This is a genomic window from Actinocrinis sp. (genome assembly GCF_035650855.1).
In the GTDB taxonomy this organism is placed as follows: Bacteria; Actinomycetota; Actinomycetes; order Streptomycetales; family Catenulisporaceae; genus Actinocrinis.
Map to the genome: position 1 here is coordinate 1 of NZ_DASRGV010000181.1, position 13,827 is coordinate 13,827.

10 protein-coding genes are annotated in these 13,827 nt (G+C 71.5%); 4 read left to right on the plus strand and 6 right to left on the minus strand.

Annotated features, from left to right (window positions below):
* Positions 1-1,607 (plus strand): DEAD/DEAH box helicase (locus VFB40_RS13545; protein WP_527249195.1); only part of this gene is annotated, 1,607 nt, incomplete at its 5' end.
* 134 nt (positions 1,608-1,741) lie between these two features.
* Here the strand turns inward: VFB40_RS13545 and VFB40_RS13550 are convergent.
* The 3 genes from VFB40_RS13550 to VFB40_RS13560 form a co-directional block, all read right to left on the minus strand.
* Positions 1,742-4,054 carry a hypothetical protein gene (locus VFB40_RS13550; RefSeq protein ID WP_324850552.1) on the minus strand — a complete coding sequence of 771 codons (2,313 nt, stop codon included), beginning with the start codon at positions 4,052-4,054 and terminating at the stop codon, positions 1,742-1,744.
* Between the two features lie 546 nt (positions 4,055-4,600).
* Entirely contained in the window at positions 4,601-5,821 is a 1,221-nt protein-coding gene (locus VFB40_RS13555) for a DUF5925 domain-containing protein (RefSeq protein WP_324850554.1), read from the minus strand.
* A gap of 50 nt (positions 5,822-5,871) precedes the next feature.
* Positions 5,872-7,461 (minus strand): Na+/H+ antiporter, encoded by a 1,590-nt coding sequence (locus VFB40_RS13560; protein WP_324850556.1) that lies wholly within the window; start codon positions 7,459-7,461, stop codon positions 5,872-5,874.
* 237 nt (positions 7,462-7,698) lie between these two features.
* On the opposite strand from VFB40_RS13560, the gene VFB40_RS13565 reads away from it, so the two are divergent.
* Positions 7,699-8,220, plus strand: a complete 522-nt coding sequence (locus tag VFB40_RS13565) for an ATP-binding protein (protein WP_324850558.1) — start codon at positions 7,699-7,701, stop codon at positions 8,218-8,220.
* A 485-nt stretch (positions 8,221-8,705) separates the two neighbouring features.
* Entirely contained in the window at positions 8,706-8,969 is a 264-nt protein-coding gene (locus tag VFB40_RS13570; RefSeq protein ID WP_324850560.1) for a DUF6191 domain-containing protein, read from the plus strand.
* Positions 8,970-8,990: 21 nt separating this feature from the next.
* On the opposite strand, the gene lon is transcribed toward VFB40_RS13570, so the two are convergent.
* From lon to VFB40_RS13585, 3 genes are all read right to left on the minus strand, one after another.
* Complete coding sequence (gene lon / locus VFB40_RS13575; RefSeq protein ID WP_324850562.1) at positions 8,991-11,363, minus strand: endopeptidase La; 2,373 nt, start codon at positions 11,361-11,363, stop codon at positions 8,991-8,993.
* Between the two features lie 83 nt (positions 11,364-11,446).
* Positions 11,447-11,758 carry a 4a-hydroxytetrahydrobiopterin dehydratase gene (locus VFB40_RS13580; RefSeq protein ID WP_324850564.1) on the minus strand — a complete coding sequence of 104 codons (312 nt, stop codon included), beginning with the start codon at positions 11,756-11,758 and terminating at the stop codon, positions 11,447-11,449.
* A 38-nt stretch (positions 11,759-11,796) separates the two neighbouring features.
* Entirely contained in the window at positions 11,797-12,987 is a 1,191-nt protein-coding gene (locus VFB40_RS13585; RefSeq protein WP_324850566.1) for a M48 family metallopeptidase, read from the minus strand.
* Positions 12,988-13,106: 119 nt separating this feature from the next.
* Here VFB40_RS13585 and VFB40_RS13590 point away from each other — a divergent pair.
* Positions 13,107-13,827: GMC family oxidoreductase N-terminal domain-containing protein (locus VFB40_RS13590; RefSeq protein WP_324850569.1), on the plus strand; the 721-nt coding region annotated here is incomplete at its 3' end.

Below are 13,827 nucleotides of genomic sequence, written 5' to 3' on the forward strand. Positions count from 1 at the left end.
CCCTGGCGCTGGGCATCAACATGCCGGCGCGCAGCGTCGTGCTGGAGTCGCTGGTCAAGTGGAACGGCGAGTTCCACGCCGACATCACCCCCGGCGAGTACACCCAGCTGACCGGCCGGGCCGGGCGGCGCGGCATCGACATCGAGGGCCACGCGGTCGTGGTCTGGCGGCCGGGACTCGACCCGCGCGCGCTGGCCGGCCTGGCCTCCACCCGCACCTATCCGCTGCGCTCCTCGTTCAAGCCCTCGTACAACATGGCGGTCAACCTGGTCGGCCAGGTCGGCAAGGTGCGGGCCCGCGCGCTGCTGGAGAGCTCCTTCGCGCAGTTCCAGGCGGACAAGGCGGTGGTCGGCCTGACCCGGCAGCTGCACCGCAACCACGAGGCGCTGGAGGGCTACCGGGAGGCGATGACCTGCCACCTCGGCGACTTCGAGGAGTACATGGGGCTGCGCCGCTCGCTGTCCGACCGGGAGGCGGAGCTCTCCCGGCAGGGCGCGAGCCAGCGCCGCGCGGCCGCCGCCTCGGCCCTGGAAGCGCTCAAGACCGGCGACATCATCGTGGTGCCGGCCGGGCGCAAGGCCGGGCTCGCCGTGGTGCTGGATCCGGGCCTGGACGCCGGGCGCGACGGCCCGCGGCCGCGGGTGCTGACCGCCGAGCGCCAGGTCGTCACGCTCTCCATGCTCGACTTCCCGGTGCCGGTCGAGCCGACCGGCTGGATGCGCATCCCGAAGACGTTCAACCACAAGTCGCCGCAGGCCCGCCGCGACCTGGCCGCGACCCTGCGCGCCAAGGCCGGTTTCAGCGACGGCGAGAAGCCGGTGCGCCCGCGCCGTGAGCGGTCGACGGCCGCCGACGACGCCGAGATCGACCGGTTGCGCAAGGCCCTGCGTGCGCACCCGTGCCACGGCTGCCAGGACCGCGAGAACCACGCGCGCTGGGCCGAGCGCTACTACCGGCTGGAGCGGGAGACCGAGGGCCTGGACAAGCGCGTCAAGGGTCGTACCCACTCCATCGCGCGCACCTTCGACCGGGTCTGCTCGGTGCTCACCGTCCTGGGCTACCTCGACGGCGAGCGGGTGACTTCGGAGGGCAGGCGGCTGGCCCGGATCTACTCGGAGCTGGACCTGCTGGCCGCCGAGTGCCTGCGCGGGCGGGTCTGGGATGGGCTGACCCCGGCGGAGCTGGCCTCGGCGGTCTCGCTGCTGGTGTACGAGGCCCGCAACACGGAGGACTACGGCCCGCCCCGGCTGCCGAAGGGCAAGGCGCACGAGGCGATCGAGCGCACCGTGCGGCTGTGGCTCACCCTGCACGACCTGGAGGGCGACTACTCGGTGGACTTCCAGCGCGAGCCGGACGCCGGGTTCGCGTGGGCGGCGTACCAGTGGGCGACCGGGCACCGGCTGGACACGGTGCTGGAGGAGGTCGGCCTGCCCGCCGGAGACTTCGTGCGCTGGTGCAAGCAGCTGATCGACCTGCTCGGGCAGCTCGCCGACGCGGCCGCGACCCTGGCGTCGCAGAGTGCCGACTCGGCCCGGATCCGGGACACCGCGCATGCTGCGGTGGACCTGCTGCGCCGCGGCGTCGTGGCGTACTCCTCGGTCGGCTGACGGTCCGCCGGCCTCTCCCGCTAGCGGAAACGGCTGAGCCGGGCCGCCCGCGCGACCCGGCTCAGCTGCTCCCTCCTGCGCTCCCCCTCTTCCTCGTCCGGCGGTAGCTCCCGCCCTTCACGAGCTTGTGACCGCTATGAGTACGTGCCGCGCCTACTCTGCTTACGCTGCTTCGGCCGACGCTGGTAGAGCAGCGACGCGCAGAGCACGATCAACGCACCGGCCAGCGCCCAGAACACCCGCGAGCTCATGATGCTGAACCCGGTCTTGGCCATCGGATCCGGCCCGGCCAGCGCGCTGTTCGGGTTGCCGGAGCCCGCGGTGTACGTGTGCTCGAACCCTGCGACGCTGATCGGAGTGCTGGTCACCGCGGCGACCGGCTTGCCTCCGGTCGTCGTGCCGCCGACAACACCGCCGACCGTGCCCACGCCCCCGGCCCCGGTCCCGTCCGAGGACGAGTTGCCGCCGGACTGGCCGTTCTGCTGGGCGGAACCGACGGAGCCGGTGACCCCGCCGACGCCGCCCGCATTGGCCGACCCGACCGGTCCTGGCGAGCTGTGGTTAGCCCCGGTGCCCGCGCCCGTGCCTTGGGCCGTCGTGCTCGCGCTGCTCGGCGTCGCTGCCGGAGGCGGCGGCGCGGCGTTGCTCGAGGTGGCGGCCGGCGGCGTCGTCACGGTCGTCGCGGGCGTGCTGCTCTGCACCGGGGGCGCCGGAGTCGTGCTGACCGTGACCGGGCTTGCGCTCGGGCTGGCGGCACCGACGGCCGAGGCGCTCGGCGACGCGGAGGTCCCCGCGCCGGCGCTCGGGCTGGCCGCCACGCTCGCACTGGCGCTCGGGCTCGCCGAGGGGCCGACGTTCACCTGATCGAACGCCGCGTCCACGACCAGGCCGGCCCCGTTGGTCTTCAGATGCACCGGATTGCGCATGCCGAGCAGGTTGCGGCAGCCGAGGTTCACATACGACTGCTGCAGCCGCATCGCCAGGAACGTGAACAGGTTCGACGCCGCGCCGGTGTCAGGCGAGACCGTCGTGTCCGTCAGCGTCCGATCCAGCTTCGTGCGCGTGACACCGAGCGTGCGCAGGCTCGTGCAGTACTGCGCGGCCGAGCCCGGCACCTGTGCGAGCGGCGGCTGGTCCACGCCGGCGCGGTACAGGTCCGTCTTCTGGTCGTTCTGCGAGCCGTCGTTGTTCAGGACCATCGGGTCGTTGAGCGGCACGTAGGCGACCGGCGCGGCCTGGTCGGCGGCGGCCTGCAGCTCGTTGAGGCCGAGCGCGGTGGCCGCGAACCCGTTGTTCGCCAGGTCCGGCGCCGTGAACGGCGTGCAGCCGAGGGCCGGGTCGACGAAGTGGTCCACCAGCAGGTTGTCGCTGCCGTTGGCCAGGACGGTGGGCGCCTTGCCCCGCAGCTGCTTCGTGGCGGCCTGGGTGTTCTGAGCGGTGCGACCGTCGGCCAGAACGAGGTACGTGGTGGTCACGTTGTCGCTCTGGTCCTGGTCCACGATGCCGAAGTCACGCGTCGTCGGGCACGGCTGCTTGTCCGCGCCCGTGCCGATCGGCGGGACCTTGAGCTTGCCCTGCGTGATCGCCGTCTGCGCCGCGCTGAAGAGCGCGGGGGCGTTGCAGTACGCGAACTGGCCGAACGGCGAACCGTCCGTGCCGTTGACGCAGGAGCCGTCCTGAACGCCGTTGCCCTCCAGCGTCAGCACGTTGCCGTTGAAGCCGAACCAGAGCGCGACGATCGCGTTCGCGGGCAGGGTCGGCACCACCGGGGCCACGGCCGGCTCGCTGCCGCGGTCGATGACCAGCGGGTCATAGACGCTCAGCTGGCCGGTCGCGGGGTCGAGGACGAGTCCCTGGACGAACGCCGCGGTGCCGGCGTCGGCTTCGTGGCAGGCCTGGCCGCCGACGCCGGACAGCTCGTAGGGCGTGGCCAGACCTTGCGCGGTCAACGGCTGATCCGGAACCCGCAGCGCGCACGTCACGGCCGGCGGCGTGGCCGCGGCCGGGGCGTTCGGCGCGGCGAAGGCGGCCACCGCGCCGCCGATCGCCATGGCGAGGGCGAGCGGCCCGGCCTTGGCGAGCCGGCCGGATAAGTGAGGCCGCGTGTTCTCCGCAACGGGCGCGCGGCGGCGTCCGGGGGTGCGCGGGCGTCCGGCGCTGCGCCGGGAAGCTCGTTCTGCGCCGTAGATCGCGGCGTCTTCGAGGTTCGAGCCGGCGACGCGGTGGGTAGCGGTACCCGTGTCGGCGTAGGCGCCGGTACCGGCGGGCCGGTATCCGGACTCGTCGATGCCGAGCTCAGAGCCGTGACCGTGGCCGGATCGCCGGCCCTGGTCGCCGGAGTTGAACCCGGCCCGCCGTCTGCCCGTGTACTGATTCGCGTCGTGCTGATTCGGGCCGAGTTGCTCCGAGTCGGCCGAGTCGTGCTGATGTGCGCCGTATTGATTCATTCCACGCTGATTCGTGTCGGCGAAACCATGACCTGTGACGGAGGGCATGTCGCTGTTCTGACCGCGGTGTTGCGCGGCGCTCCGGCCTCCGGTTCGGTCGGCCGGCGTGCGTTTGTGCCCAGACATGGTGTAACCCCTTGCGGTTCGGCGCCCGCCGACGGCAGTCAAGACTCTGCAACCGTCGCGGTCGCTTTTGGCGTCCCTACCTTGCCAGGCCGAACGCTGAGGGCAACAGGCTTTCCCAGAAAATATTACGTTCGAATAACCTTGCCGCCGGGCGGCGAAAGCGCACTTTCCGGGCGGCTGCGGACGAACAGGTCGACTCCGGTCACGCGAATCAATTGACCACTCACGCCGCGTGACGTCTCGTCAGATGCCGGATGGAACAGCGCTCCAGCTGGTCGTTGACTGACTGTATATGGCGGCCTCACTCGCAAGTGCCCACTCCGGTCGCCGTTCGAACCTGCGTTCTCGGTCGACTTTCGGTGAGGTACGTGAATTGGTAGCCGCGTCGCAGATCGCTACGACGCGGTTACCGCTACCGATTTAGATATACAGGCCGGTTGAGATCGGCTCGGACATCACGGGCGCCTCGCCCTGCTCATCGCCGCCGTTCGCCCCGTTCTCGGCGCGCGCCTTGAGGGCGTACAGCTCCGCCAGCGTCGCGGACGGGCCGACCAGGCCGTCCTCGCCGCCGAGCCACTTCGCCGCCTCGTCGCGGGGGAGCGGGCCGACCTCGATCTGCGCGAGGCAGCGGCCGGGCCTGACCACCGCGGGGTGCAGCCGGCCGAGCTCCTCGTTCGTGGTGATCGCCACCAGCACGTTCTGCCCCTGGCCGAGCAGGCCGTCGGTCAGGTTGAGCAGCCGGGACAGGGCCTGCCCCGCGGACTGCTTGGCGCCGCCGCGGACCAGCTCGTCGCAGTCCTCGAGGATGAGCAGCCGCCACTTGCGGCGGTCCGCGTTGGAGCCGTGGCCGTACTCCGCGCCCATCACGACCTGGAGCAGGTAGCCGGGGCTGCCGAGCAGCCGCTCCGGGTCCAGCACGCAGTCGATCTTGCACCAGCTCTGCCAGGCCAGGCCGAGGGACCGCAGCGCCGTGGTCTTGCCGGTGCCGGGCGGGCCGTGCAGCAGGATCAGCCGGCCGTTGACGTCCTGCGGGGTGACCGCCATGAGCCGCTCGAGCTGCGCCGCGACGCTGCCCGCGTAGTTGCGGCGCACATCCGCCCACACCGGCGCCTCGATCGCGCGGACCTGGCGCTGGGCATTGTTGGCCAGGTGCCAGAAGCCCATGCGCACCGAGTCGTCCTTGCGCTTGACCTTCTTGGTGACCAGCTTCGCCGCGCACTCGGCCACCTCGCGGGCCAGGTGCGGGGAGATCGCCGTGACCGTCGCCTCTCCGTTGCCGCCGTGCCACCGGCTCAGCTCCAGCGTCCAGCCGTCGCCGACCGCGACGCGGATGGCGAATCCCTTGCGCTCGATGCTGCGCAGGAGCAGGCCGCCCTCGGGCAGGGCCCACTCGCCCTTCTTGAACGCCGGAATGCCCACCACGTGCGCGTAGGGCTCGCGGCCGTCGGCGAACGCGGCGTACGCGAGGTACTCGGCGATGTTGTGCAGCCCGCCGTTCTCGGTGGTCAGGCCCCAGGTCAGCCAGCGCGTGCTCGGCTCGGGAACCTGCGGCGCGGGCGCCGGGTCCTGCGGCAGTTCGATCCGTTCCGTGGCAGCGGTGTTCGTTCCAGGAGCGTCGATCCTCTCGGGTGCGATGGTCATGACCTGATTATCAGGGTTCGGATGGATCTCGATCCACTGGTTTTGCGTGGTCACTCGCCGCCGAGCGTGAGGTCTTCCAGGTCGAGCATGCGCTGCAGCTTGCGGCGAGTGCGATCGGTGATCTTCCCCTCGGCGTGCAGCTGGTCGAGCTCGCCCTGCTCGACCTCGATCAGGTCCCGGCGCATCAGCCGGTACGCGGTCACGATCGCCGGGGTCTCGCCGAGGTCGGCCGCGTCGGCGGTGTAGGCGAGCCGGGTGTCGTACTCCGAGCGCAGCCGCTCGATCACCGCCGGCGGGGCCGAGTCGTCGTCCGCCAGCTCGTCGAGCCGGGCCAGCGCTGCCTTCGCGAGCTGGATGCGCGCGGTGGTGTCCTCCTGGTGCAGCGCCCCGGGCGTCACCGCGACTCCCGCCCACCGCACCATCGGCGCGAGCGTGAATCCCTGCACCAGCAAGGTGATCACGACCGTGCCGGTCACCAGGACCAGCAGCAGGCCGCGGTCCGGCAGGGCGCTGCCGTCGTCGGCGGTCAGCGGGATGGAGAGGGCGGCCGCCAGCGGGACCACGCCGCGGGTGCCGGACCAGGAGATGACGACCGGGACCCGGAAGGACAGGCGCTGGTCTCCCGGTCCGGCCCTTCTGCCAAGACGCGCGCCGCCGCGCAGCTGAGCCGCCGCGGACAGCGGGAACACGCCGAGGAAGCGGGTGGCCACCAGCACCGCGGTGATCGCGAGCACCGGCAGCACCCACGGCAGGTCCCGCGACGGCAGATCGCGCACCAGCACCGGGAGTTCGAGCCCGATCAGCCCGAAGACGGTGGATTCGAGCAGGAAGATCAGCGTCTCGTAGACCGCGTGGCGCTGGATGCGGGTGTGCGAGTTGGTCACCTTCGTCACCTGCGTGCCGAGGATCACCGCGGCGACCACGACGGCCGTGACGCCCGAGGTTCCGAGGGCTTCGCCGATCACGTAGGCGGCGTACGGCGTCACGAGCGAGATGACCGTGTCCACCAGCGGGTCCTCGACCCGGCGGCGCACCAGCCGTGCCGCTACCGCGACGGCCGCGCCGAGTCCCGCCCCGCCGCCTGCAAGTTTCACGAACTCCAGGGTGATGTGCCCGGCGGACATCGCCCCGCCGGCGACCGCGATCGAGATCGCCACCTTGAAGAGCAGCAGCGAGGTCGCGTCGTTGAACAGCGACTCGGCCTGGACCAGCGTCTGCATGCGCGGCGGCAGGGACAGGCGGCGGGCCAGGGCGGTGACCGCGACCGGGTCGGTGGAGGCGAGGATGGCGCCGAGCACGAAGGCGAGCGCCGGACGCAGCGGCGTCAGCGCGGCGGCCACGAACGCGACCGCGAAGGCTGACACGAGCACCAGCCCTACCGCCAGGATCGCCACAGGCCGCCATACCGCGCGCAGGTCACGCACTGAAAGTTCCTCGCCGGAGGCGTAGAGCAGCGGCGGCAGCACGACCAGGCTGATCACCTCGGGGGCGACGCGCACCGTCGGCACGCCCGGCACGAGTCCGGCCACGACGCCGACCGCGACGAGCAGCGACGGGGCCGGGATGGCGAGCCGGTTGGCGAAGGCCGCGACGACGGTCGCCACCGCTACCAACAGCAACACCGTCTCGACGCTCCGCACGCCGCCTCCTCAACCGGACGATGCGATCACGATATCGGTGCGGATGCGCGCGAGTACGCGACGTGTCTGCGGGCGTGTGCGGCCCATGTACGGGTGTGTTTGTCAAGTAGCGCTGAGTGAAACATTGGTCTAGACCTTGACGTTTGCAAAAAGGTAGCGCAGAGTGACCAATGACGGAGTTGGTGAAACAGCGATCGAGTGCGGCGATCAACTGAGGCGAAACAGAGGTGATCGGCCGTGCGGCGCGAAGCCCGCCGTCTGGCCCGTCGGATGCTCACCGCGGTCGGGCCGTCCCTGACCACGTACGTCCCTGACCGCGCCCGATGGATCATGCCGGGACCGTTGGATCGACTCGTCATCACCACCCTGCCGGGCCCTACGGCCGTCGCCGACGCGCGCCGGCTCACCATGCGCACCCTCGACCGCTGGGGCCTGACCGAACGCTCCATGGACGCCGCGGTCGTCGTGAGCGAACTGGCCGGCAACGCTTTCCGGCACGGGCGCGGACCGGTGCGCCTGGTGCTGCGTTGCGAGGCGTCGCTGCTGGGGCCGGCCGCCGCATGCACGGTGCGCGACGCGGGACGCTGGACCGGCGCGCAGACACCGGACCGGGCCGCGGTCGAGGCCGCTACCTGCGAAGAGGGCGGTCGCGGGCTCTACATAGCGCGCGAACTGGCCGACTCGCTGACCGTGCGGGCGACGAGATACCGACCCGGCACCGCGGTGACGGCGACGTTCGTCACGCGGGGTACCGCATAGCAGCTTGCGCGCGGCGCAGCGCGGGTCGATAAGAGGCCTGAGTCGCGCTTGCCGGTCCGAGCGGGTCCACGGCGGCGGGGATCGTGGAAGGCAGCGTGCGGACGGGCGTTTGGGTTCGATTGACGGATAGTCGGATGCGCACAGAGATGGGCACAGAGCCGCCGGTTCCGCGGGTGGCGGGGACGGTGTACGTACCGGGGGTCGGGGTGGCCGTGGGGGAGAGGGCAGTCAGGGCCGTAGTCGTCTGAGCGGCCGAGTAAGTGATCGTATGAGCCGAAGCGACTGCGTTGGCGGCGGTGGCGGTAGCTGTGATCGTCATGGCTATGACTCTCGCGGACGATCTTGAAGCGGGCGTGAGAGCGGCTGTAGAGCCCGGTGATTCTTCCACCGGACTTTCCTGAGGCGGCTACGGCCCCACCTGCGGCCGGATGCGCGGCCGGGATCGGTCGGTACCACCCGGCGCGAACGCCCTGTACCTTGATGAGGTGAGTATCTTCTTCGAGTTGTTCAGCCCGGGCAGTGGGCATCGCACCGAGGAATTGCGCCGGCTGGAGAACACGCGCGAGGAGGAGGCTCAGGGCGAGCCCGGGCGCGGCCCCATCGACTTGAACTCCGGCTCGGTTCTGATCCGCGTCCCGTCGAAGCAGCCTCCGCGGGATTCCGTGCCGGACGTGCGCGACGCCGTCGAGGTCCAGGACTCCGTCGAAGACGGCGACGCCGCCGCCTCCGGAGAGGACGGCGGCGTCTGAGCCTGGCCGAACCGCTGCCGACTAGGCGGTCGCGGTAAGCAGTTCCGGGGTGTTGGCGGGGGAGAGCGCCAGGTTCAGCACCTCGCGCACGTCCGAGACCAGGTGAATCTCCAGCGCCTCGCGCACCTCGGCCGGAACGTCGTCCAGATCCGGCTCGTTGCGCTTCGGCAGCAGCACCGTGCTCGCCCCGGCCCGCTGGGCCGCCAGCAGCTTCTGCTTCACCCCGCCGATCGGCAGCACCCGGCCGGTCAACGAGACCTCGCCGGTCATCGCCACCTCCGCGCGCACCGGACGACCGGAGAGCAGCGAACCGAGCGCCGTCACCATCGTCACGCCCGCGCTCGGGCCGTCCTTCGGGACCGCGCCGGCGGGCACGTGGATGTGCACGCCGCGCTCCTTCAGGTCGCCGACCGGCAGCTCAAGCTCCGCGCCGTGCGAGCGCAGGTAGGACAGCGCGATCTGCGCCGACTCCTTCATCACGTCGCCGAGCTGGCCGGTCAGGCTCACGCCGGTCGAGCCGGTCTCCGGGTCGGCCAGCGAGGCCTCGACGAACAGCACCTCGCCGCCCGCTCCGGTGACCGCGAGCCCGGTGGCCACGCCCGGCACCGCCGTGCGCTCGGCCGTCTCCGGGGTGTGCCGCGGCCGTCCGACGTAGTCGCGCAGGCTCTCCGGGTCGACCGTCACCGGCAGCTCCAGCTCGCCGGTCGCGGTCTTGGCCGCCACCTTGCGCAGGACCCGGGCGATCGCGCGCTCCAGGTCGCGCACTCCGGCCTCGCGGGTGTACTCCGCGGCCAGCCGGCGCAGCGCCGCGTCCTCGAAAGTCACCTCTTCGGCGCTCAGGCCGGCGCGGTCGAGCTGACGGCGCAGCAGGTGATCGCGGGCGATGACGACCTTCTCATCCTCGGTGTAGCCGTCGAGGCGCACCAGCTCCATGCGGTCCAGGAGCGGACCGGGGATGGATTCGAGCACGTTCGCGGTCGCGAGGAACACGACGTCGGACAGGTCCAGCTCGACTTCCAGGTAGTGGTCGCGGAAGGTGTGGTTCTGCGCGGGGTCGAGCACTTCGAGCAGCGCGGCGGTCGGGTCGCCCCGGTAGTCCGCGCCCACCTTGTCGATCTCGTCGAGCAGCACGACCGGGTTCATCGTCCCGGCCTCCTTGAGCGCGCGCACGATCCGGCCGGGCATGGCGCCGACGTAGGTGCGCCGGTGGCCGCGGATCTCGGCCTCGTCGCGCACGCCGCCGAGGGCGACTCGGGTGAACTTGCGGCCCATCGCGCGGGCCACCGACTCGCCGAGCGAGGTCTTGCCGACCCCGGGCGGGCCGACCAGCGCGAGCACGGCGCCGGAGCGGCGGCCCTCGACCACGCCGAGGCCGCGGTCCGCGCGGCGCTTGCGCACGGCCAGGTACTCGACGATGCGCTCCTTCACGTCATCGAGCCCTGAGTGGTCGGCGTCCAGGACGGCGCGCGCGGCCGGGATGTCGTAGGCGTCCTCGGTGCGCTCGTTCCACGGCAGTTCCAGGACGGTGTCCAGCCAGGTGCGGATCCAGCCGGCGTCCGGGGCCTGCTCGCCGCCGCGCTCGAGCTTGTCGACCTCCTTCATGGCCGCCTCGTGCACCTTCTCGGGCAGGTTCGCGGCCTCGACCCGGGCGCGGTAGTCGTCCTTCTCGTCGGCCGGGCGGCCGTCCAGCTCGGCCAGCTCCTTGCGGATGGCCTCCAGCTGACGGCGCAGCAGGAACTCGCGCTGCTGCTTCTCCATGCCCTCGTTGACGTCGTTGCGGATGGTCTCGGCGACCTCCAGCTCGGCCAGGTGCTCGCGCGCCCAGGCGAGCACGGTCTCCAAGCGCTCGGCCGGATCGGCGGTCTCCAGCAGCGAGGTCTTCTGCTCCAGCGTCAGGTACGGGGCGTACCCGGCCGAGTCGGCCAGCGCGGAGGGGTCCTGGATCTGCCGGATGACGTCGACGACCTGGAACGCGCCGCGGTGCTGGAGGATCTTGACCGCGATCTCGCGGTAGGTCTCGGCCAGTTCGCGGGTGCGCTCGGTGGCCGGGGGCTCGGGCAGGACCTCGGCCTGCACCCAGAGCGCCGCGCCGGGTCCGGTGGTGCCGCGGCCGATCTTGGCGCGGTGCGTGCCGCGCACCACGGCGACGGGCTGGCCGCCGCGCAGCCGGCCGGTCTGTTCGACGACGGCCAGCGTGCCGTAGGCGGCATATTTCCCGTCGGGGCGCGGGACGAGTAGTAGTTCGGGTGAGTCGGAGTGCTCGGCGCGGGCCGCGTCCACGGCGGCGCTCACCTCGCGGTCGTTGAGGTCGAGCGGCACGACCATGCCGGGGAGCACCACCGCGTCGTCGAGGGGCAGGACGGGCAGGGCTCGGGTGGTCGGAGCGAGGGCCATCGGGAACTCCTAGCGTTCGCGAGGTTGAGTCTGGCTAGCTCAACTTCGGCGGCGGCCGGGGTGTTCCGCGGGAATGTTCGCTCTCAGCGAGCAGCCGGCTGCGTCGTGATGGCGTCGTTGATCTGCTCGGCCAGCCGGATGTCCGCCATGGTGACCTTGTCGCCCGCGTCGTGCGTGCTCAGGGTGAAGGTGAGGGTGCGCCACCTGATGTCGATGTCGGGGTGGTGGCGGGCCTGCTCGGCCAGCACCGCGACCACGTTGACCAGGTGGATCGCGCCGGGGAAGTCCTCGGCCTGGTAGACCCGGCGGATGGTGTCGCCCTCGCGGGTCCAGCCCTCCAGCCGGCCGAGCAGCTGCTCGATGGCGTCATGGTCGAGCGGGGCGCGGTCTGCCATGAATGTCTCCTCGGCTGGGGCGGTTCAGCTGCGGGATCTCAAGCGGGGTTCTCGCCCGGACTTGGCAAAGCAACCGCTACCCCGTGTCGGGCGCCCCATCCGCGCGCGTGCGCGATCCGGGCCGGGATGGCGGGGTGCGTGCCGAGCCAGAGCTGTGCCAGCGGGTGCGGATCGAGGTCTGAGATGCTCCGCACGGCCAGGTTGCGCCACGTGGCGACGACGGCGGCCGGGTCGCGGGTCAGATCGAGGGCGTACTGGTCGGCGCGGGCCTCGACATACCGGCTGTAGGCGTTGAACAGCGGCGCGGCGAGCCCGCCGAGCATCGTGCCGATCGCCATGATCAGCGGCAGCGAGCGCGGATCGGTGACGGCCGGCGTCCCGGCGGCGTCGAGCAGGGCGCGCCACTGCAGCACGGCGGCCAGCAGCAGCGTGCCGGCGACCATGCCGAGCGAGCTGACCGCGGTGCCGGTGATCACGTCGCGCTTGGCGGCGTGGCCGAGTTCATGCGCGGTGATCGCGGCGACCTGGTCCGGCGTGGCCTGCTTGACGGTGGTGTCCCAGACCACGATCCGGCGGGTCTTGCCCATGCCGGAGACGTAGGCGTTCATCGAGTTGGTGCGGCGCGAGGCGTCGCTGACCAGGATGTCGCGCACGGACACCTCGGTCTGCGCGGCCACCTGCATCAGCCGTTCACGCAGCGGTCCCGCCTCCATCGGCCGGAACTTGTTGAACAAGGGCTCGAAGACGACGGGCACCAGGAAGGAGAGCACGAACACCAGCGCGGCCGCGGCCAGCGCCGCCGGGATCCACCAGGTGCCCGGCAGCGCGCGGATCAGCGCGAACAGTCCCAGGCTCACCGCGCCGAACAGGACGGCGCCGATCACGAAGCCCTTGGCGGCGTCGGTCCAGAACAGGCGCCACGACCGGTTGGACAGCCCCCAGGCGCGGTTGACGGTCTCCATGCGGACGCTGACCGGCAGGCCGACCAGCGTGAGCACCAGGTCGAGGGCCACCGCGCCGAGCGCCGCGGACGCGGGCCAGCCGCCGCCGGCGAGCGAGCCGGCGCCGTGCACCAGGTCCGCGCCGAGGCGGGTGAACCCGAGCACGCAGACGGCCGCGAAGCCGAGGCCGGCCGAAGCCAGGCGCAGCGGCAGGGTCGCGCGCTTGCGCCGGCGCGAACGCTCGATCTGCTGCTCGGTGAAGTCCTCAAGCAGGGCCTGCGTGGTCACGGTGTTCATTCTGTGCCACCGCGGGCTGCTGCGGCGGCGAAGACGTGGCCGGATTCGGCGCGGGCGCGTCCGCGCCCGGACCCTCGCCATACTTACTGGTCGGTAGTACGATCCGCGCCATGGCGGACGTGCCCCTCAACGATGCAGGGCGCTCTGGCGCTGAACACAGTGGCGCTAAACACAGTGGCGCTGAACACAGTGGCGGCGAGAGCGGCTTCGACTACGACGTGCTGGTGATCGGCTCTGGCTTCGGCGGCTCGGTGACCGCGCTGCGGCTGACCGAGAAGGGCTACCGGGTCGGCGTGCTGGAGGCCGGCCGGCGCTTCGCCGACCACGAGTTCGCCAAGAACTCCTGGCACCTGAAGGACTTCCTGTTCGCCCCCGGGCTTGGCCTGACCGGGATCCAGCGCATCCACCGCCTGGACAACGCGCTGATCTTGGCCGGAGCCGGGGTCGGCGGCGGCTCCCTGGTGTACGCGAACACGCTCTACAAGCCGCCGCGCGCCTTCTTCGAGGACGCGCAGTGGCGCGGCATCACCGACTGGGAGAAGGAACTCGACCCGTACTACGACCAGGCGCGCCGCATGCTCGGCGTGGTGGCGTACCACCGCATGACCCCGGCCGACGAGGAACTGCGGTTCGTCGCGGATCAGATGGGCGTCGGCGCGACGTACCACCAGGCGCCGGTCGGCGTGTTCTTCGGCAACAACGGAGAGGCACCGGGGACCTCGGTCGCGGATCCTTACTTCGGCGGGGCCGGTCCGACCCGGCGCACGTGCACCGACTGCGGCGAGTGCATGACCGGCTGCCGGCACAACGCCAAGAACACGTTGGCGAAGA

Bases quoted from the DNA above. Each gene is read 5' to 3' on its own strand.
- VFB40_RS13550 (WP_324850552.1), bottom strand. From the start codon at position 4,054: ATGAATCAATACGGCGCACATCAGCACGACTCGGCCGACTCGGAGCAA.
- VFB40_RS13555 (WP_324850554.1), bottom strand. From the start codon at position 5,821: ATGACCATCGCACCCGAGAGGATCGACGCTCCTGGAACGAACACCGCT.
- lon (WP_324850562.1), bottom strand. From the start codon at position 11,363: ATGGCCCTCGCTCCGACCACCCGAGCCCTGCCCGTCCTGCCCCTCGAC.
- VFB40_RS13580 (WP_324850564.1), bottom strand. From the start codon at position 11,758: ATGGCAGACCGCGCCCCGCTCGACCATGACGCCATCGAGCAGCTGCTC.